The organism is Rhizobium redzepovicii (assembly GCF_019793435.1).
Classification (GTDB): Bacteria; Pseudomonadota; Alphaproteobacteria; order Rhizobiales; family Rhizobiaceae; genus Rhizobium; species Rhizobium redzepovicii.
Genome location: NZ_JAILYH010000001.1, coordinates 350753 through 370540 on the forward strand (window position 1 = coordinate 350753; position 19788 = coordinate 370540).

General features: G+C 63.8%; 18 protein-coding genes. 12 read left to right on the plus strand and 6 right to left on the minus strand.

The window, feature by feature from the left end; genetic code table 11:
* Positions 1 to 117 precede the first annotated feature (117 nt).
* The 3 genes from treY to cueR all read left to right on the plus strand — a co-directional run bounded on the left by treY (position 118) and on the right by cueR (position 5771).
* On the plus strand, positions 118 to 2727 hold the full coding sequence (gene treY, locus K6N12_RS01645; protein ID WP_222148620.1) for a malto-oligosyltrehalose synthase: 2610 nt from the start codon (positions 118 to 120) through the stop codon (positions 2725 to 2727).
* A gap of 119 nt (positions 2728 to 2846) precedes the next feature.
* Entirely contained in the window at positions 2847 to 5372 is a 2526-nt protein-coding gene (locus K6N12_RS01650; protein ID WP_222148621.1) for a heavy metal translocating P-type ATPase, read from the plus strand.
* A gap of 9 nt (positions 5373 to 5381) precedes the next feature.
* Positions 5382 to 5771 carry a Cu(I)-responsive transcriptional regulator gene (cueR, locus tag K6N12_RS01655; RefSeq protein WP_097625667.1) on the plus strand — a complete coding sequence of 130 codons (390 nt, stop codon included), beginning with the start codon at positions 5382 to 5384 and terminating at the stop codon, positions 5769 to 5771.
* 28 nt (positions 5772 to 5799) lie between these two features.
* Here the strand turns inward: cueR and K6N12_RS01660 are convergent, their stop codons facing one another.
* Positions 5800 to 6081 carry a hypothetical protein gene (locus K6N12_RS01660; RefSeq protein WP_183777855.1) on the minus strand — a complete coding sequence of 94 codons (282 nt, stop codon included), beginning with the start codon at positions 6079 to 6081 and terminating at the stop codon, positions 5800 to 5802.
* Between the two features lie 154 nt (positions 6082 to 6235).
* Between K6N12_RS01660 and K6N12_RS01665 the strand changes: the two genes are divergently transcribed.
* From K6N12_RS01665 to K6N12_RS01675, 3 genes are read left to right on the plus strand one after another with little or no spacing between them, the layout of a single operon-like run.
* Positions 6236 to 6775: a sigma-70 family RNA polymerase sigma factor gene (locus K6N12_RS01665; protein WP_183777854.1), complete on the plus strand. Its 540-nt coding sequence runs from the start codon at positions 6236 to 6238 to the stop codon at positions 6773 to 6775.
* Positions 6762 to 7529, plus strand: a complete 768-nt coding sequence (locus tag K6N12_RS01670) for an anti-sigma factor family protein (protein WP_097625670.1) — start codon at positions 6762 to 6764, stop codon at positions 7527 to 7529. Before K6N12_RS01665 ends, K6N12_RS01670 begins: the two co-directional genes overlap by 14 nt.
* Before the next feature lie 20 nt (positions 7530 to 7549).
* Positions 7550 to 8260 carry a Bax inhibitor-1/YccA family protein gene (locus K6N12_RS01675; RefSeq protein ID WP_097625671.1) on the plus strand — a complete coding sequence of 237 codons (711 nt, stop codon included), beginning with the start codon at positions 7550 to 7552 and terminating at the stop codon, positions 8258 to 8260.
* Between the two features lie 141 nt (positions 8261 to 8401).
* Here K6N12_RS01675 and K6N12_RS01680 read toward each other — a convergent pair whose 3' ends face one another.
* The 4 genes from K6N12_RS01680 to repA form a co-directional block, all read right to left on the minus strand.
* Complete coding sequence (locus K6N12_RS01680) at positions 8402 to 9535, minus strand: RHE_PE00001 family protein (RefSeq protein ID WP_183777853.1); 1134 nt, start codon at positions 9533 to 9535, stop codon at positions 8402 to 8404.
* A gap of 181 nt (positions 9536 to 9716) precedes the next feature.
* Complete coding sequence (repC, locus tag K6N12_RS01685; RefSeq protein ID WP_183777852.1) at positions 9717 to 10931, minus strand: plasmid replication protein RepC; 1215 nt, start codon at positions 10929 to 10931, stop codon at positions 9717 to 9719.
* 154 nt (positions 10932 to 11085) lie between these two features.
* Positions 11086 to 12081, minus strand: coding sequence for a plasmid partitioning protein RepB (gene repB / locus K6N12_RS01690; protein WP_183777851.1), 996 nt, complete (start codon positions 12079 to 12081; stop codon positions 11086 to 11088).
* A complete protein-coding gene (repA, locus tag K6N12_RS01695) occupies positions 12078 to 13274 on the minus strand; it encodes a plasmid partitioning protein RepA (RefSeq protein ID WP_183777850.1) in 1197 nt (398 codons plus the stop codon). Before repA ends, repB begins: the two co-directional genes overlap by 4 nt.
* A gap of 201 nt (positions 13275 to 13475) precedes the next feature.
* On the opposite strand from repA, the gene cobF reads away from it, so the two are divergent.
* From cobF to K6N12_RS01720, 5 genes are all read left to right on the plus strand, one after another.
* On the plus strand, positions 13476 to 14240 hold the full coding sequence (gene cobF / locus K6N12_RS01700) for a precorrin-6A synthase (deacetylating) (protein ID WP_222148622.1): 765 nt from the start codon (positions 13476 to 13478) through the stop codon (positions 14238 to 14240).
* 73 nt (positions 14241 to 14313) lie between these two features.
* Complete coding sequence (cobG, locus tag K6N12_RS01705) at positions 14314 to 15696, plus strand: precorrin-3B synthase (protein WP_183777848.1); 1383 nt, start codon at positions 14314 to 14316, stop codon at positions 15694 to 15696.
* A 2-nt stretch (positions 15697 to 15698) separates the two neighbouring features.
* The gene (locus tag K6N12_RS01710; protein WP_183777847.1) at positions 15699 to 16331 is read left to right on the plus strand and encodes a precorrin-8X methylmutase; all 633 of its coding nucleotides are present in this window, start codon (positions 15699 to 15701) and stop codon (positions 16329 to 16331) included.
* The gene (locus K6N12_RS01715; protein ID WP_097625678.1) at positions 16328 to 17059 is read left to right on the plus strand and encodes a precorrin-2 C(20)-methyltransferase; all 732 of its coding nucleotides are present in this window, start codon (positions 16328 to 16330) and stop codon (positions 17057 to 17059) included. Before K6N12_RS01710 ends, K6N12_RS01715 begins: the two co-directional genes overlap by 4 nt.
* Positions 17056 to 17820 (plus strand): precorrin-3B C(17)-methyltransferase, encoded by a 765-nt coding sequence (locus tag K6N12_RS01720; RefSeq protein WP_183777846.1) that lies wholly within the window; start codon positions 17056 to 17058, stop codon positions 17818 to 17820. The genes K6N12_RS01715 and K6N12_RS01720 overlap by 4 nt, the downstream gene beginning before the upstream one ends.
* Here K6N12_RS01720 and K6N12_RS01725 read toward each other — a convergent pair.
* Positions 17784 to 18554: a cobalt-precorrin-6A reductase gene (locus tag K6N12_RS01725; protein WP_222148623.1), complete on the minus strand. Its 771-nt coding sequence runs from the start codon at positions 18552 to 18554 to the stop codon at positions 17784 to 17786. The genes K6N12_RS01720 and K6N12_RS01725 overlap by 37 nt on opposite strands.
* Between K6N12_RS01725 and cbiE the strand changes: the two genes are divergently transcribed.
* Entirely contained in the window at positions 18553 to 19785 is a 1233-nt protein-coding gene (gene cbiE / locus K6N12_RS01730) for a precorrin-6y C5,15-methyltransferase (decarboxylating) subunit CbiE (protein ID WP_183777844.1), read from the plus strand. The genes K6N12_RS01725 and cbiE overlap by 2 nt on opposite strands.
* Positions 19786 to 19788 lie beyond the last annotated feature (3 nt).

Below are 19788 nucleotides of genomic sequence, written 5' to 3' on the forward strand. Positions count from 1 at the left end.
AGATTCAAAAATGTTACAGCGTCCTTTGCGCGTCTCAAAAGACGCGCGGCGCTGTAAGGGAACCAAACCCCCGGTACAACCGTTGGAAAGGGTCTCCCTCCAACGTCAGACGGCCTCATGACACTTCCGACCGCGACCTACCGGATACAATTCCGCAACGGCATGACCTTCGATCGTGCCTGCGGCCTCATTCCCTACCTCAAGACCCTCGGCATCAGCCACCTCTATGCCTCACCGATCTTCACCGCCGTTAACGGCTCGACCCACGGCTATGACGTCACCGATGCCAACGACATCGATCCGGCGCTCGGCGGCCGGGCGGGGTTCGAACGGCTGACGGAAAACCTTGCCGCGGCGGGCATGGGCCTCATCCTCGATATTGTTCCGAACCACATGGCCGCCTCGCCGGAAAACGGCTGGTGGCGCGACGTGCTGGCATTCGGCCGGCAGAGCGCCTATGCCGGCCACTTCGACATCGACTGGAGCGAGCCGCTGACCCTGCCGCAGCTCGGCCAGGATTTCGAGGCGGCACTTGCCGCCGGCGAGCTGCGGATCGTGCTCGACGAAACGCGCGGCAATTTCGCCTTCGCCTATTTCGAAACGCTGCTGCCGCTCAACCCCAGCAGTTACGGCGCGATCGCAAACCGACTCGACGATCCGGTGGCAACGAGAATGGCGGAGGCTGCGGCCATAACGTCCGGCGAGGACATTGTCCGCACCATGCGCGACATCCTCTTCGAAGGCGGCGACCGGGCGGTGCTCAGGCAGAAGCTCGAGGACATCTCCGCCGATCGCGACTTCGTCAAAGGCCTGCATGAGGCACAGTACTGGCGGCTCACCCATTGGAAGGAAGCGGCGCGGCATTTGAGTTATCGCCGTTTTTTCGAGGTCACCGGGCTTGTGGGAACCCGGGTCGAAAATCCCTCCGTGTTCGAGGACATGCACCGGCTGACGATCGAGCTGGTGCACCATGGCAAGGTGCAGGGCCTGCGCATCGACCATGTCGACGGGCTCGCCGAACCCAAGGCCTATCTCGACCGGCTCAGGGACGCGGTTGGGCCGGACACCTATATCGTCGTGGAAAAGATCCTCGGGGGCGGCGAAGCGCTGCCGGAGAGCTGGCCGGTCTCGGGCACCACGGGATATGAATTCATCGCGGCACTCAGCGAACTCTTCGTCGACGGCAGCGGCCTGCGCAGATTGGATGATGCCTATCGCAGCCTCGCCGGCGAGACCGGCGATCTCGAGGAAGGCCGGCGACTTGCCAAGCGGCTGATGGTCGAGCGCAACTTCGCCGGCGAGACCAGCAGGCTGGCAGCGATCGCGGTGGGGATCTTTCCCGAGATAAACAGAGACGAGATCGCCACGGCGCTGACCGAGCTGCTGATCGCCTTCCCGGTCTACCGCACCTATGGCGACGGCGGTCCGCTCGCCTGGCAGGATTCAGCCGTCCTTGCCGCAACCGCATCGCAAGCCATGGCCCGGCTCGATGATCGGCGGGCCCTTGATCATGTGCTGCGGCTTCTCGAAGGCAAGGTCGACGGTGATGCGGCCCATGAGTTCCGCATCCGCTTTCAGCAATTGAGCGGGCCGGTGATGGCGAAAGCGACTGAGGATACGCTGTTCTATCGCTATAACCGGTTGCTTGCCGCAAACGAAGTCGGCGGTGAACCCGGCAAGGCGCCGGATGGCCCGGAGGGTTTTCATCGCCGCATGGCCGACCGGGCACGGCTGCAGCCGCACGGGCTGTCGGCAAGCGCCACTCATGACACCAAACGCGGCGAGGATGCGCGCGCCAGGCTTTATGCGCTGAGCGAGGGCGCCGATGTTTTCGCGCAGGCGGTGGCGCGCTGGCGTGAGATGAACCGGCCATGGCTGACGGAGCTGCCGGATGGAGCAGCACCGGAGCCGAATGTCGAATGGATGCTCTATCAGGCGTTGGCCGGCATCTGGCCGGAGGATTTCGGCCGAGCTCAGACGGCCGAGCTTGCCGAGCGCTTTACCGATTACGCGGTCAAGGCGGTGCGCGAGGCGAAACTCCACACCGGCTGGATCGAACAGGATGCCGCTTACGAAGACGCGGTGAAGGCCTATGCGGCGGCGCTGATTTCACCCGAGAACGACGCCTTCCTCGAGGATTTCGAAAGGGTGCTGCAGCCCTTCATCGCCGCCGGTTACCTTAACAGCCTGTCGCAAACGCTCCTCAAGCTGACGGCGCCCGGCATTCCCGACATCTACCAGGGCTCCGAGGGTTTCGATTTCAGCCTCGTCGATCCCGACAACCGCCGGCCGGCCGATCATGAACGGCTCACCGCCTGGCTCACTGAAGCTGGGCCGATCGCCAAGCTTCAGGCGGCCGCGTTGAAGCAGCGCATCATCGCGATCGGCCTGCAGCTGCGCCAGCGGCACCCGGCACTCTTTGCCAGGGGTGACTATCTGCCGCTGAAAGTGACGGGCAGCCGGCGCGAGCACCTGCTGGCGTTTGCCCGGGTGCACAAGGACAATTTCGCGATCGTCGCCGCACCCCGGCTGATGTTCGGCTGGCTCGACCCCGGCGTGCTCTTTGCCGGCCCGGAATTCTGGGAGGATACGGCGATCGCCGTCCCCTCCCCTCTCCATGGGCTGAAGGCGGATCTGGTGACCGGCAAGACGATCGAACCCGGCGGCAGCATTGCGGTCGCCGCCCTGCTCGGCAGCCAGCCGGTCGGATTGATCAGCCCGATCTGAGGATCGGGCGACAGAGCGCCAGCTTCAAAAAATGGGCCTTGTCAAAATTAGCGCTTGACCTTCCAGTTGCTGGAAGGTGGATAAGCATCTCCAACTGCCCCAGGGCATAGGAGATAGTCATGAATATCAAACACGACCACGATCACCATCACGGTCACATCCTTGATGACAATCACAGCTGTTGCAGCCATGGCCCGGAAAAGACTGCCGGCGTCATGACCCGCGATCCGGTCTGCGGCATGACCGTTGATCCGGAGGTCGGCAAGTCATCGCTCGATCACGCCGGCCGTCTCTATCATTTCTGCTCCGAGGGCTGCCGGACGAAATTTGCGGCCGCGCCGCAGGATTACCTGACGGCAAAGGATCCCGTCTGCGGCATGACCGTCGATCGCTCGACGGCGAAACATTTTCTGAAAGTCGAGGGCGAGAAATTCTACTTCTGCTCGGCCGCTTGCCGGACAAAATTCGAAGCCGATCCCTCCGCCTATCGCGACGGCAACCGCCCGGCGGCAAAGCCGGCGCCGAAGGACACGCTCTATACCTGCCCGATGCACCCGGAGGTCGTCAGCGACCGGCCTGGCGACTGCCCGAAATGCGGCATGGCGCTGGAGCCGATGGGCATTCCGCCAGCCGGCGAAGGCCCAAACCCGGAACTTGTCGACTTCACCAGACGGCTTTGGGTCAGCGCCATCCTGGCTCTGCCGCTGCTCGCCCTCGGCATGGGACCGATGCTCGGCCTGCCGCTCCGCGAAGCGATCGGCGAACCGCAGGCGAGTTACATCGAGCTGTTGCTGGCAACGCCTGTGGTGCTGTGGGCGGCCCTGCCCTTCTTCCGGCGTGCATGGGCGTCCGTCGTCAACCGCAGCCCGAATATGTGGACGCTGATCGGTCTCGGCGTCGGCACCGCCTATGTCTACAGCCTCGTCGCCACGCTCGCGCCAGGGATCTTCCCGATGAGCTTTCGCGGCCATGGCGCCGCCGTGCCGATCTATTTCGAGGCGGCCGCCGTCATCGTCGCTCTCGTATTCGTCGGCCAGGTGCTGGAATTGAAGGCACGCGAGCGCACCGGTTCGGCGATCCGCGCGCTGCTCGATCTCGCGCCGAAGACGGCACGCCGCATTGGTGCCGATGGCAGCGAGAGTGACGTGCCGGTGGACGAGATTGAGACCGGCGACCGGCTGCGCGTGCGCCCGGGCGAGCGTGTGCCGGTGGATGGCTCCGTCCTCGAGGGCCAGTCGACCGTCGACGAATCGATGATTACAGGCGAGCCTCTGCCCGTGGAGAAGTCGAAAGGCGACGGACTGACCGGCGGCACGATCAACAAGAACGGCGCGCTCGTCATGTCGGCCGAGAAGGTCGGCGCCGACACGGTGCTGTCGCGCATCGTCGACATGGTCGCCAAGGCGCAGCGCTCGCGGGCGCCGATCCAGGGGGCGGTCGACCGGGTGTCGGCCTTCTTCGTGCCGGCGGTCGTCGCCGCGGCCATCCTTGCCTTCATCGTCTGGGCAGCGGTCGGACCTGAGCCGAGCCTTGCCAATGCGCTGCTGGCCGCCGTCGCCGTTCTGATCATCGCCTGCCCCTGCGCACTCGGTCTTGCCACACCGATGTCGATCATGATCGCGACGGGGCGCGGCGCTGGAGAAGGCGTGCTGATCAAGGACGCCGAAGCACTGGAGCGTTTCTCCAAGGTCGATACGCTGATCGTTGACAAAACAGGCACGCTGACCGAGGGAAAGCCGAAGCTTACCGACATCGTCGCCTTCGGTGGAACCGACGAAAACCGGCTGCTGTCGCTGGCCGCCAGCCTGGAGCGCGGCTCCGAACATCCGCTGGCCGAAGCGATCGTTTCCGGCGCCGAGGAGCGCGGCGTCGCCTTCGTCGAGGTCACCGGCTTCGAGGCAAAGACCGGCAAGGGCGTTCAGGGTCTTGCCGGTGACACGATGGTGGCGCTCGGCAATGCGGCGATGCTCGCCGATCTCGGCATCGATGCTTCGGCGCTTGCCGAGAAGACCGAAGCCCTGCGCGGCGATGGCAAGACGGTGATGTTCGTGGTGGTCGACAGCGCGCTTGCCGGTCTCGTCGCCGTTGCCGACCGGATCAAGCCGACCACTCAAGCCGCTATCAAGGCGCTGCACGACAGCGGTCTGAAGATCATCATGGCAACGGGCGACAATGAGCGCACGGCGCGGGCGGTGGCAAAAAGCCTGGGGATCGACGAGGTCTGCGCCGACATGCTGCCGGAGGGCAAGAGCGCGCTGATCGACGAACTGCGCTCCAAGGGCGCCGTCATCGCCATGGCCGGAGACGGCGTCAACGACGCGCCGGCGCTCGCTGCTGCCGATGTCGGCATCGCCATGGGCACCGGCGCCGACGTGGCGATGGAAAGCGCCGGCATTACCCTGGTGAAGGGCGATCTCACCGGCATCGTCAGGGCGCGGCGGCTGGCCGAGGCGACGATGCGCAACATCCGCCAGAATCTCGGCTTCGCCTTCGGCTACAACGCGCTCGGGGTGCCGGTCGCAGCCGGTGTGCTCTATCCGATCTTCGGGCTGCTGCTATCGCCGATGATCGCGGCAGCGGCGATGAGCCTCTCATCGGTCTCGGTGATTTCAAATGCGCTGAGACTGCGCTTTGCAAAATTATAGGAGATGGCGATGAATATCGGCGAAGCATCCGAGCAGTCCGGCCTGCCTTCAAAGACCATCCGCTATTACGAGGATATCGGCCTGATCCGCCCCGAAAGGGGCGGAAACGGCTACCGCGACTATGCCGCGACCGACATTCACAAGCTGCGCTTCCTGCAGCGCTCGCGCGGTCTCGGCTTTTCCGTCGAGGAATGCCGGCAGTTGCTGGCGCTCTATGAGGACAAAAGCCGGGCAAGCGCCGACGTCAAGGATATCGCCGAGACCAAGCTTGCCGAGATCGACCGCAAAATCCGCGAACTCTCGCAACTGCGCCGCACGCTGGAGCATCTTGTGCATGCGTGCCACGGCAATGACAGGCCGGACTGTCCGATCCTCGAAGGACTTTCGGACGGCGGCTGACCATGTTGGGAAACGCAGATGGCGCTGTTCAGGAAAGCTGCGGCATGTTCTGATTGGCTGCCAGCGCCGATGGAGCTCCCTCTCCCTCGCCGTCATCCAGCCGATGTTTGATCGCAAGCGCGTAGATCACGTCGAGAATATTGCGGTCTCTCAGATGGGGATCGATCAAGGCGAGAAGCGAGGCCCGGACGATCTTCTTGCTGGTGGCGTTTGGACAACGCGCTTTGACGAAATCATAGAGCGCCTGATCCGTCAGCCCTTCCATGGCGCCGTCTACGAGAGCTTCGTAGACCCGCTTCTTATCTTTCATTCTTTATTTTCCCCTCAAATCAGCGGCGTCATGATCTGTCATATAATTGTCATAAACAATCGCGGATTTGAGGTGCGGCAACGGCATCTTCGGCCCGCATGATTTTTTTAGCCGCGCCGGGAATAAAATCGGCCGCGCTTGCGTATACTCAATCATGGAACGCAAAGAACGCCCCTTCGACGTCATCGGACAGCTTGCAGCGCTCAGGCGCTATGCTCGCTCGCTGGTGCGCAATTCGGACGAGGCGGAGGATCTGGTGCATGATGCGCTGGTGCGTGCGCTCGAGAAGAAAAAGAGCTTCCGCAGCGGCGGCAATCTGCGCACCTGGCTGCTCTCTATCCTGCACAACGCTCATATCGACCGCCTGCGCCAGAACCGATCGCTGACCCGCCGCCATGACGAGGCGGCTGTCGAGGCCGAGCAGTCGCTGCCGGCCGGCCAGGAACATGCCGTGCGCCTGCAGCAGGTGCGCGACGCCTTTTTCGGCCTGCCGGAGGAACAGCGCGAGGCGCTGCATCTTGTTGCAATCGAAGACCTTTCCTACCAGGAAGCCGCCAATGCGCTCGGCATTCCGATAGGGACGCTGATGTCGCGCATCTCCCGCGCCCGCGCGCAATTGCGCGAATTCGAGGAGAACACGCCGCGCAAGTCGCATCTGAGACTGATCGGAGGAGACGGCAATGAAAGCAATTGATCCGATCCTCGATGCCGATCTCGACGCCTATGTGGATGGCGAACTCGATGTCGCCCGCCGCATCCAGGTGGAATCCTATCTCTCAGACCATCCGGCGATTGCCGCCAAGGTCATGGCCGACCTCAGCGTCAAGGGCGAGCTGCGCTTGGCGCTCGCCGGCGAAAGCGCCTTTGGCCGCCCGGAGACCCGCGATGCGGCCCGCCGGCTGGAACGTGGCCTTTCCTATGGCCGCATCTTCCATTCCATGCAGCGCATTGCCGCTGTCGGCATTCTGGTGACCGCCGGCTGGGTGGCACATAATTCCTTCGGCGCTTTCTCGGCAACCGAGGTATCGGCATCGGTGCCGGCACCCGCCTATGTCGAGGATGCCGTCCGTGCCTATCAGACCGCGGCCCTGCGGCAATCGATGCCCCCGCAGACGCCGACCACCTACAGCGCTGACGATATTCGCGCCGCTACCGCCATCGTGATGCCGGAACTGCCTGCGGATTGGAAGGTTGCCGACGTGCAGATCTTCCCATCCGAATTCGGCCCCAGTGTCGAGATGGCGATCGAGCAGTCGGATGGAAAACGGCTGTCGCTTTTCGCCGTTCGCCCGGGGGCATTCGAGGTCAAGCCGGTCAGCCATCTCGCACTTGAGAAAGCAGAAGCCGCCTATTGGCAGATCGGCGAGGTCGCCTATGCGCTGATCGCCGACGAAAGCGGCCTCAATCTCGATCAGGCGGCCGAACGGCTCGCCCGTTCGCTCTATTAGTTCAAACCGAGGAGATCAGCATGAACCCGATCAATTCCCGCTACGGCGCCGTGGCCGGCACCCAGGCCGCCTTCGACGAAGGCCTGCGCCAGCATATGCTGCGCGTCTATAATTACATGGCTCTCGGTCTCGTCATCACTGGCCTCGTCGCCTTCGTCGTTGGCTCGACGCCAGCTCTCTACGTGCCGATCTTCGGCTCGCCGCTGAAGTGGGTGGTGATGCTGGCGCCGCTCGCCTTCGTCTTCTTCTTCTCGTTTCGCATCCAGACGATGTCGGCCAGCACCGCGCAGATCACCTTCTGGGCCTTCTGCGCCGTGATGGGTCTGTCGCTCGCCTCCGTCTTCCTGGTCTTCACCGGGATGAGCATTGCGCGGACTTTCTTCATCACCGCCACGATGTTCGGCGCGACGAGCCTATACGGCTATGTGACGAAGCGTGACCTGTCGCGCATGGGCTCGTTCCTGATGATGGGTCTCATCGGCGTTGTCATCGCCAGCATCGTCAACATCTTTCTGGGTTCGTCCGCGCTGCAGTTCGCCGTCTCGGTGATCGGTATCGTCGTCTTCGTCGGCCTTACCGCCTACGACACACAGAACATCAAGGAACAGTATTCGGAAAACTACGATCAGGAATCGAACCAGAAGCTCGCCGTTTTCGGTGCGCTCTCGCTCTACCTGAACTTCGTCAACATCTTCCAGCTTCTGCTCAACTTCACGGGCGAGCGGGAATAGGGACTGCGCTTCTGGGGGCAATGGAAGCGCAAGAGCGCCTGGTCTGCACTCTGTGACAGGATGGCGGATCGGGTGCTCACTTTAAATACATGGATAACATAGAGCCAGTGTGGCCGGGTCGTCGACCCGGCCGCTTTCGTTTCAGATGATGCCCCAGGCGCGGTAGCGGCCGCGGCCGGTGATTTCACGAATGCCGATCTCGTTGACGAGGTTCAGCGCGCCCCGCGGCGTAATGCGCAGATGCCGGGCAATCATTGCCGCCGAGACCATCGGCCGCGACAGGATGAAATCGGCAAGATCGGGCAGGCTGCTATTCGAGCGGCGGCCGCGGAAGCGCAGCTCCATCTGGGTGCGGGCGAGCGACAACCGGTCGAGTTCCTTCAGCCCGGCCGCAGCCCCCAGATGCATCGCCTCCAGGAAGGCCTGCAGCCGCGTCGCCCGATCGCGCGCCCGGCGACGTTCATGGCGCACCAGCTTCAGCCCGCCGTAAAAAGAAAAGAGATGCGAGGCGACCTTGCCGCGGGCGCGCAGGTGGCCTGCGACCAGAAGACCGCCGAGCCAATGCTGACGCCGCAATGGCTCGATCCGTTCCCAGGCTTCGAAAAGGATGATGGCGCCGAGAACCGGCGGCAAGCTGTCAGCCAATGGCAATAGGCTGCGCCACTCGGCAAGCCGCTGTTCCTCGTCCCATTCGTCGTCACCCAGCAAGCCGAGAGGATCGTCATTGCGCCGTGACGGGGCAGCGGCGACCGTCTCGCTTGCCGGCGCCTTGCCTGTATGGATGTCGAGCAGCTTCTGCGAGCGGGCAAGCAGCGCATCGATCTCGGCCATCTCGGCAGCCAGCGGCCCGTCCTCATCCCCGCCCTCTTCGTCGGTCTCGACCGGGACTGCGGGGCTCTTTACTTCAGGCACCGTCCCCTCCCCTTCCCCGAGCGTCGCCGTCAGCGTCGCAAGCCCCGAGGCTCCGAGCGCCCAGGCAGGCTCCCCGGTCCAGATGCGCCGGCGGGCCCGCAGCACGGAATGGGCGATCGTCAGCTCGTGGCTGGGCGCCCGGCTGTCCATATGCGCATCGTGCAAAACCAGATCTTCGACATGCACGAGTTCGCCGGCCACCCACAGCGCGCCGGCGGCATCGAAGAAATGACTGCGTTCGGCAAACCCCTCGCCGACCGGTGAACGCACCACCCGTTCGTCCAGCCGCGCCAGCGCATCCTCTGCTGCGGCAAAGGACGGAAGCAGGGTTTGAAGCATCGCACTGTCGATTTCGTAGCGCATTGTTAAGCTTTACGGTTTTTTACAAATGGAAGCAAAGCAAACGTTTCCTTCCGCCATCTATGACATGGTTAACGGCGCATTTCAAACAGAATGGTCAGGGAAGGAAGCGGTCGAGACGGCTGAGCGACGCGCCGCATATCTTCTAGCTGTCGCAACTGGCGCGAACCTATTTCATCGCCGTTCATCCGGTTTTCCTCGCTGCCGGACCATTTGCCCGCATCAGCGCCATCAGCATCGGCCCAAGCGAGAACTCGCCGCGCTCGGCCCGCCGTGTCAGATCACGCAGATAGCCGCCGGCCGAGTTGATATGGCCGCCCCTTTCCAGGATGCAGGCGATCACCGTCGCGGCGTTTTCCGGCCCCATGACATCGCAGGCCAGTTGATAGGCGCTCGGGCTGACGCCCAGCATGGAACGGACGATGACGGCCGCCGCCATCAGATCCCGCCAGCTGCCGATCCCGCCGCCCGGCCCATAAGCGACGATCTCCGGGCAGGCCTGCAGCACCATCGCAAGTGGGAAGGATTTTGGCGGCTCCCGCCACGGCCGCGGTTCTTCCTCCGGCTTTGCCCCCTGCTTCGGTTCGAAGCTTGGTTCAAGTTCAGATAAGGGGTGTGGGTTTGAATTATGTATGTGCCGACCGTTTTGGCTGTCATTGGCGTCTGATTTTTCTGTTTTCGCCTTCAGTTCCAGCGTCTTGACGATCAATTCGCGGAAGGCTTCGAGATCGGTCAGCAGGCTTTCCATCTCGGCGGCCGACGGGCGGCGCGGCAGGCTTGCCGAAAGCAGCGTGAAATGCCTCTGCATCTCGATCCATTCGCCGGCGATTTCCTCTTCCAGGGCGATCTCGATGAGTTTGCTGATATCGCGTCGGCAGAGCGTCAGCCGCTCCCGCAGACGCTTCCATTCGAGCTTGTCGGCGAGCACCTGAGCCGCCTGTGCCTCGATCTCGCCGGCACGCGCCAGCAGCGGCGCCAGGCTGAAGCCGAAGGCCTCGCCAAGCCCGCCCTCGCCGTTACGGCGAGCGAACCGCTTCCCGTTCGGGCTGTCACGCCGGATGATCAGCCCGGCTTCCACCAGCATCGCCAGGTTCCGCCGCAGCGTCGTTCCGGCCATGCCATGCGTGCGCAGCGATAGCTGCTCGTTCGAGGGAAAGACCACGAAGCCGTTGGCCTCGGCAATCTCGTTCTTTGGATAGAAGGTCAACAGCGCGTTGAGAACGGCGAGCGCACGATCGGATACGCCGACCATGTCCTTTGCTTCGCAGAGCGCGCGAAAAATCTTCCACTTATCGACCGATGCGTCCGGTTCGACCTTGCTGGCGCTTTCCTGGCTTGCCAGCATGCCAAGCGTCATCGATCGGCGCCCAAAGGGCGTCGATACGTATTGAGGCTCCATGTCTCTCACCTTTTTTCAAGGCAAAAGAAATCTACCACCCAAAAGGATGCCGAAGATGCTTGACAGTGATTCGAGGAAGTGCGATTCTCAGATTGTCCAGATATGAGAAAGGCTTCCGCGACGGCAACGTTCGGAGGCTTTTTTCTTTTGCGGCCTATTCTCCTGCTTGCAACCTGCCGGCCCGATAGGCTTCGTAAAGCTCATCGAGACGGCGTGAAATGTAAGCGCCGAAATCCGGCGCATCGCCGGTCTTCAACGCGATCGTGAAGGAATTGCCGGCGCTCTTGATTCGGCCGGCAATCTTGCCGCCGCTCTTCGGCTTCCAGTCATATTCCGTGGCTTCCGGCTTCGCCTCTTTCCTGGCGAGCTCGGCCACCAGAAGTTCAAAGCGGCGGTCGCTTTCCTCGCCCATGAACTTTTCCGAGCCGATGAGCTTGGCAAGCCGCGCCGCCGTCATCCCGTTCCAGTCCTGAGCAAGCGCCATCCATCTGCGGCGCCCGATGGCGGGCGCGGCACCCACCGACCTGACGATCTCGGCCGGGATGGCCCTGGCGACGGAGAGCAGCTTCGACAGCTCCGTCTTGTCGGTCGACAGCGCCTTCATGATGACCGGACGCTCAAAGCCCTTAAGTTCGAGATTGAGGGCAAAGACCGCGCGCTCAATATAGGAAAGGTTGCGGCGCGCCGAATTTTCGATGCCCTGGGCGATGACGACATCGGTATCGTCAAGGCTGCGGACGATCGCCTGCACCTTGCGGCCGAGCAGCTTGACGGCCTGCAGGCGGCGATGGCCGTAGGCGATCTGGTAGCGGCTCTCATCATCGGGATGGCGACGAACGAGAACCGGCACTTCCTGGCCGTTTTCGGCGATCGACTGCACCAGCTCGTCGTCGATATCGAGCGGCTGGTCGGCGAGGCGGTCGCGGACGAAGGAGGAATCGATCAGATCGGGATCGAGTTCGACGATGCGTTCGCCGGAAAGCAGGGCTTCGTGCATCGCCCTGCTCTCTTCCTCCATGCGCCCGAGGGTCAACGCCATCGTCCGGACAGGCCCAGCCGAACCGCGCGAAGACGGTTCTTCGTAGTTGGCCGCGGCCAACTCCTGCGCCGTGTCGTCGAAAAGACCTTTCAGGCGATCGCGTCTGCTCATGTCCGGCCCCAGGCTTTGTGAATGCCGGCGAGAACCTCGCCGTTGGCGGCGTTGACCGATTCCAGCGCCCGGTCGTAAGTCGAGCGGCGCACCTGCCCCTTCTCGATTTCGAACAGCGTCTGCTTGGTCAGACCGGCATCGGCGATCGCCGTCGACTTGAGAATGGTCGCCGTCAAGACGTCGTCGCCGAACAGGCTGCGCAGCAGCGCAACGATCTGCGACTGCGGCGCATCGAAGGGTTCGTGACGGGTGACGACATATTTGATGAAGTCGTGCTGCAGATCGCCGCCGGCCTTGCGGACGACGGAAAGCAGATCCGAGGTCATCAGCAGGAATTGCGACATCGAGGCGACGTCGACCATCTGCGGATGGATGGTGATGAGCAGCGATGTCGCCGCGCAGACGGCGCCAAGGGTCAGGTAACCGAGCTGCGGCGGGCAGTCGATCACCACCACGTCGTACTCGGCCTCGACCTCGGCAATGGCGACACCGACGCGGCGGAAGAACAGCTCGGCCGGTTTCTGCCGATCATTGAGCGCCCGCGGCGTTTCATGCTCGAACTCCATCAGTTCGAGATTGCCCGGCACCAGATCGAGCCCGTCGAAATAGGTCTTGCGGACGATGTCTTTCAGCGGTTTGCGGCCGGCATCGTAGCGGATGGCGCCATAAAGCGTATCGCCATCGGAAAGATCGAATTCGGGCTGGACGCCCAGCATGGACGAAAGCGAGGCCTGCGGATCGAGATCGATGGCGAGCACCCGATAACCCGCCAGCGCCAAATACTGCGCCAGATAAAGCGTCGTCGTCGTCTTGGCCGAGCCGCCTTTGAAATTGGTGACGGCAACCGTCTGCAGCTTCTCGCCGGGGCGCCGCCAGGGAAGATAGGATAGCGCGTCCTTCGGCTTCAGCTTCGCCATATAGTGGCGCAACTCATTGATCTGGCCGAGCGTATAGGAGCGCCGGCCATTCTGAGAAAGCTCCGGCTGGGGCCCCTTGCCATCGAGGGAAAGCTGGCGAAGATAGCCGTCGGACACGCCGATCATCTGGGCGGCCTCGCCTGAAGAAAATGTCCGCAGCGTCTTTTGCGAGAGCGGCGGAAACAGCTTGTCGCGGAGAAGCTTCAATTGCCGCGAAAGCTGGTTCGCATGCCGCTCGATGCGCACATCTGTCGTCGATACGCTAATGTTGTCCAAAACACCCAATCCTTTTCGATGCGCTTTTCTGTCAACATAGCGTCAAAAAGCGTATCGAAGGTGACACGATTCGGGATTTCCGGCAACAATGGGGGCCAGGAGCCCATTCCGGCCCGGTTGGCCGCGGCCAACTCTTCGCCATCGCCCTTGCGGCGGGGCGGCTTTTTCGGCAAGACCGCCGAGACTCATGGGAGTATCGGCTTGAAACATATCCATATCATCGGCATCGGCACGGGCAATCCCGAGCACGTCACCATACAGGCGATCAACGCGATGAACGCCGCGGACGTGATATTCGTGCCGCTGAAGGGCGCGGCCAAGGAAGAGCTTGCCGAGGTCCGGCGAGACATCTGCGAACGATATGTCACCCGGCCGGGGATCCGGATTTCAGAATTCGCGGTGCCGCAAAGGCAGACCGCCGACAGAAGCTACCCCCAAAGCGTCGATACGTGGCATGCCGAGATCGCCCTCATCTATAAAGAACTGATCGCCGACCTCCCCCATGACGGCCGCGGCGCCTTTCTCGTCTGGGGCGATCCGAGCCTCTACGACAGCACCATCCGCATCATCGAACGCGCCCGGCAGGATGCCGGTGTGGATTTCGACTACAGTGTCATTCCCGGAATCACCAGCATCCAGGCATTGGCCGCCAGTCACAGGATCCCGGTCAACTTGGTGGGAAAGCCGATTGAGATCAGCACGGGGCGCAGACTGGCGCTGGCGGGGCTCCAGGCGCCCACGACGATTGTCATGCTCGACGGTGAACAGGCCTTTGCGAAGATCGACGATCCCGATGCCGAGATCTTCTGGGGCGCCTATCTCGGCACCGAGGACGAGATCGTCAGATCCGGGCGGCTCGGCGATATCGCGGCCGACATCGTGGCGCTGAGGGCCGAAGCCAGGCAGCGACATGGCTGGATCATGGACATCTATCTCCTGCGCAAGGGGCGGGATTTCGAGGAATAACCGGGGTCGCCCATTTCCATCATGTTTTGCCGCGCCGGCTGCGATCATGTAAGAAGAGCCCAGAGGATTGGGAATGAGCACTAAGGCCATAACGGCGGTCGACAGGAGAGCCGAGACGGAGCTGCAAGTCCGCGCTGCGGCGAAGATGCGCGCGCGCGGCGCCTGCCCCGCCCTGGCCGCACCGATGTCGACCGGAGACGGCCTGCTGGTGCGGCTGCGGCCGGCCGGAGGTGCGCTGACGCTGCCGCAGTTTAGAGCACTGGCGCGCGCAGCCGCGGCACACGGAAACGGCATTCTCGAGATCACGGCACGCGGCAATCTGCAGATCCGCGGGCTGCGGGCCGAGACCGTCGGACAGCTCGCCGCCGATATCGAAGCCGCGGGCATTACCGTGCCGGACGGCCCGACGATCGAAATCTCGCCGTTGCACGGCCTCGACCCGGAAGAGGTGAGCGATCCCGCCGCAATGGAACTGTCCCTGCGCAGCACGCTTCAGGCGCTGCTCGCCTCGCCGCGGCTTGCGCCGAAACTGTCGATCGTCATCGACGGCGGCGGTGCCTTCGGCCTATCGGCACTTTCCGCCGATATCCGCGTCGTCGCGCAACCGGACACAGGTTGGCTTGTCGCCATCAACGGCGATGGTGCGACGGCAACGACGGTCGCGGTCGGTCCCGCCGAGGCGGCAATCTCAGCCGTCGGCGAAGTCCTCAGCCTGTTGGCGGCTCTCGGGCAGGGCAGCCGGGCACGGGATATCGATCCGGCGCTTCTGCAAGCACATTTTCCCGCTCTAAGCGCCACTCGCTCCCTCCCATCTCGCGCAGCCAAGATGCCGCTTACCGGCCTGCACAGACTGGCGGCCGGCAAAACCGTGCTCGGCGTCCGGCCGGAATTCGGGCAGATGCGCTCGTCAGATCTGACCGCCCTGCTTGATCTCGCCACGACCGACGGTGCAACCGCCGTCCGGCTGGCGCCCGAGCGCGGTTTCTTTCTTATCGGCCTGGCGGAAGATAGAGTGCCGGCTATGCAGATCGCTGCCGCCAGGCATGGCTTCGGCGCGCAGCCCGGCGACAACAGCGAGCATATCGCCGCCTGTGCCGGCGCCGGCGCCTGCGGCTCCGCCTTCTACGGGACGCGAACGCTGGCGCGCCGCGTCCTTGCCGCAGCACCTGCCCTCTTCGACGGTTCGCTGACGCTGCATCTCTCCGGCTGCGCCAAGGGCTGCGCGCATGCCCGGCCGGCGCTGACGCTGACGGGCACGGCTGAAGGTTACGAGCTGATCCTCAACGGGCTTGCCGCGGATCGGCCGGATGAACGGATCGCTGGCGGTCGGATCGATTTCGCTATAGAGAGGCTCGCCCGGTCCATCGAAGACAACAGAGACGCTGGCGAATCGGCCGCCGCCTGCCTTACACGGCTTGGCGCAATCGGCGTTTCGAAGGCGCTGCGACAGGAATAAGAATGCCAGACTACGATTATATCCGCAGCGGCGACGCGATCTACGAGCGTTCCTTTGCGATCATCCGCGCCGAGGCCGATCTTTCGCGCTTCACCCAAGATGAGGCCGACATCGCCGTGCGCATGATCCATGCCTGCGGGCTGGTCGAGGCGGCCGAGCATTTCCTGTTTTCCGCCGATTTCGTCGGCGCCGCGCGCGAAGCCCTGAAGGGCGGGGCGCCGATCTTCTGCGACGCGGAAATGGTCTCTCAGGGCGTGACCCGGGCGCGGCTGCCGGCGCTGAACGAGGTGATCTGCACGCTGCGCGACCCCGCCACACCGGAACTGGCGCTTAAGACCGGCAACACGCGATCGGCCGCCGCCATGCATCTCTGGCTCGACCGGCTCGGCGGCAGCGTCGTTGCGATCGGCAATGCGCCGACCGCGCTCTTCCATCTGCTCGAACTGCTGCGCGACGGCGCCCCTAAACCCGCAGCCATCCTCGGCATGCCGGTGGGCTTTGTCGGCGCGGCGGAATCGAAGGATGCGCTGGCGGAGAATTCCTACGGTGTGCCCTTTGCCATCGTCCGCGGCCGGCTCGGCGGCAGCGCCATGACGGCTGCGGCGCTGAACGCGCTGGCGAGGCCGGGCCTATGACGACAAGCGGCCGTCTTATCGGCGTCGGCACCGGTCCCGGCGACCCGGAGCTTCTGACCCTCAAAGCCGTGCGCGCCATCGAAGGCGCCGACGTCATTGCCTATTTCGCCAAGCAGGGGAGGGGCGGCAACGGCAAGGCGATTGTCGAGCCGCTCTTGAAATCCGGCGTGACGCTGCTGCCGCTCTATTATCCCGTCACCACAGAGATCGACAAGAACGACGAACGCTACCAGAGCCTGATCACCCAGTTCTATGATCGCTCTGCCGAAAGCGTCGCTGGCCATCTCGATGCCGGGCTGACCGTCGCCGTACTCAGCGAAGGCGATCCGCTGTTCTACGGTTCCTATATGCACCTGCATGTCAGGCTCTCCCAGCGCTATCCGACCGAAGTGATCCCCGGCATCAGCGCTATGTCGGGCTGCTGGTCCTTGGCCGGCATGCCGATCGTCCAGGGCGATGATGTGCTTTCCGTACTGCCCGGTACGATGGCCGAGACCGAGCTGACGCGCCGCCTGGCCGATACCCAGGCCGCCGTCATCATGAAGGTCGGCCGCAACCTGCCGAAAATCCGCCGGGCTTTGGAAGCCGCCGGTCGGCTGGCGGAAGCCGTCTATGTCGAGCGCGGCACCATGGCGAATGCGGCGCTGGAAAAGCTTGCCGACAGATCTGACGGCGAGGCGCCGTATTTTTCGCTGGTGCTGGTGCCGGGATGGGAGAGCAGCCGATGAGCGGAGCGCTTTTCGTAATCGGCACCGGTCCCGGCAATCCCGAACAAATGACGCCGGAAGCGCTGGCGGCAGTCGAGGCCGCGAGCGATTTCTTCGGATACGGACCCTATCTCGACAGGCTGCAGCTCCGTGACGATCAGCTGCGGCATGCCTCGGACAATCGCGAAGAGCTCGACAGGGCAGGGGCAGCCCTTTCGATGGCCGCCGATGGCGCCAAGGTCTGCGTCGTCTCCGGCGGCGACCCTGGTGTTTTCGCCATGGCTGCCGCCGTCTGCGAGGCGATCGAGAACGGGCCGGCAGCCTGGCGCGCCGTCGATCTCACCATCCTGCCCGGCATCACCGCGATGCTTGCGGTGGCGGCAAGAGCCGGGGCGCCGCTTGGTCACGATTTCTGCGCCATCTCGCTTTCTGACAATCTAAAGCCTTGGAATACAATAGAAAACCGCCTCGAACTGGCTGCCAGGGCGGGTTTCGTCATTGCTCTTTATAACCCGATCAGCCGGGCGCGGCCGTGGCAACTCGGGGAAGCCTTCAAGCTGTTGCTCGACCATCTACCGGCAACGACGCCGGTCATTTTCGGCCGGGCGGCCGGACGGCCGGACGAACGCATCGCAGTGCAGCCGCTGTCGCAGGCGGATGCCTCGATAGCCGATATGGCGACCTGCGTCATCATCGGCTCGGCCGAGACCCGGATCGTCACGCGGCCCGGCCGGCCGGACCTCGTCTATACCCCGCGCTTCATGGCAGGGGGGAAGAGGTGATCGATCGCCGCCAGCGTCGCCTCGACAGTTTCGACCGTTTTGACTGCGGACGCCGGCGCGCGCGCGACCATCATCACCTCGATGCCGAGCAGGCGGGCTGCCTCGATCTTCGCATAGGTGGCGGCGCCACCGCTGTTCTTGGCAATGATGGCGTCGATCCGGTGGCGCTTCAGCAAGGCATATTCGCCTTCCAGCGTGAAGGGGCCACGATCAATCACATAGTCGACATTGGCAAGCGCCGGCGGCGGCTCGACAGGATCGACGCTGCGGATGAGATAGAAATGCTGCGGCGCCGCCTCCGCATGATGGGCGCCCTGCCGGCCGGTCGCCAGGAAGACCCGGCGAGGGGAGGGGCCGAGCGCCTCGATTGCAGCCGGTATGCTCTGCACATCATACCAGCAATCGCCCGGCAGGCGTTGCCATTCCGGACGGCGCAGAGCAATCGCAGCTATGCCGCTGGCCTCGGCGGCAAAGGCAGCATTGGCGGAAATGCGCTCGGCGAAGGGATGCGTGGCGTCGATCAGCAGGTGATATCCACCCGCTTTCAAAAAATCGGCGAGCGCCGCGGCACCGCCGAAACCGCCGACGCGAACCGGAACCGGCTGCGCGGCCGGTTTTTCGGTGCGCCCGGCCAGCGACAGAAGAACATCGCCATTTCCCCGCATCGCCAGTGCTGCGGCAAGCAGCCGCGCCTCGCCGGTGCCGCCGAGGATCAGAATGCGAGGTCTTCCCATGTCTGATATCTCTCCTGCTGCAGGCCCGCGCTGGCTGACTATTATCGGCATCGGCGAAGATGGTCCAGAAGGGCTCGGTGAAGAGGCGAAGAGGCTGATCGCCACTGCACCTGCCGTCTTCGGCGGCGCGCGCCATCATGCGCTTGCGGCGTCGCTGATATCAGGCGAAAGACTTTCCTGGCAGAGCCCGTTCGAGCGCTCGGTCGATGCCATCCTCCAGAGGCGCGGCACGCCCGTCGTCGTGCTCGCCTCCGGCGACCCTTTCCTCTACGGCGTCGGCGCAACGCTTTCCCGCCACGTGGCGTCGGAAGAGATGCGTACCATCCCGGCGCCCTCTGCCTTCAGCCTTGCCGCCTCGCGGCTCGGCTGGCCGCTGCAGGACATCGCGACAATTTCGCTGCATGGCAGGCCGATCGACCTGATCCGGCCGCATCTGCACGCCGGCCGGCGCATCCTCGCGCTGACCTCAGACGAGAAGGGGCCTGCCGAGCTGGCTGCGCTGCTTGCCGCCACCGGTTTCGGTCAGTCGCAGCTTACCGTGCTCGAGGCGCTGGGCGGCGCACACGAACGGCAAAGAAATGCCTTGGCCGCGGATTTCGATCTCACGGATATCGATTCTCTCAACGTCTGCGCCCTGCAAATCGCGTCAGGGGAGGGGGCGCGCATTCTGCCTTTCGCCGCCGGGATCGAGGACGCGCTGTTCGAGCATGACGGACAGATCACCAAACGCGAAATCCGGGCGGTGACCCTGTCGGCGCTGGCGCCGCATCACGGTCAGCTGCTCTGGGATATCGGCGCCGGCTCCGGATCGATCGGTATCGAATGGATGCTGGCCGATCCCTCCCTGAAGACGATCGCCATCGAGCAGGCGCCGGAGCGGGCCGCGCGCGTTGCCCGCAACGCATCCGCCTTCGGCGTGCCGCATCTTGCCGTCATCGAAGGCGAAGCACCCCGCGCGCTGATCGGCCTGCCGGAACCGGACGCGATCTTCCTCGGCGGCGGCGGCAGCGCGCCCGACGTCATCGATACCGCGATCGCCGCGCTGAAGCGGGGAGGGCGGCTCGTCGCCAATGCCGTGACGCTGGAAATGGAGGCCGTGCTGCTCTCAGAACACGCAAAACGCGGCGGCTCGCTGACGCGCATCGAAATAGCGCGTGCGGGGCCTGTCGGCGGCATGAGCGGCTGGCGGCCGGCCATGCCGGTGACGCAGTGGTGTTGGACGAAAGGATGACGC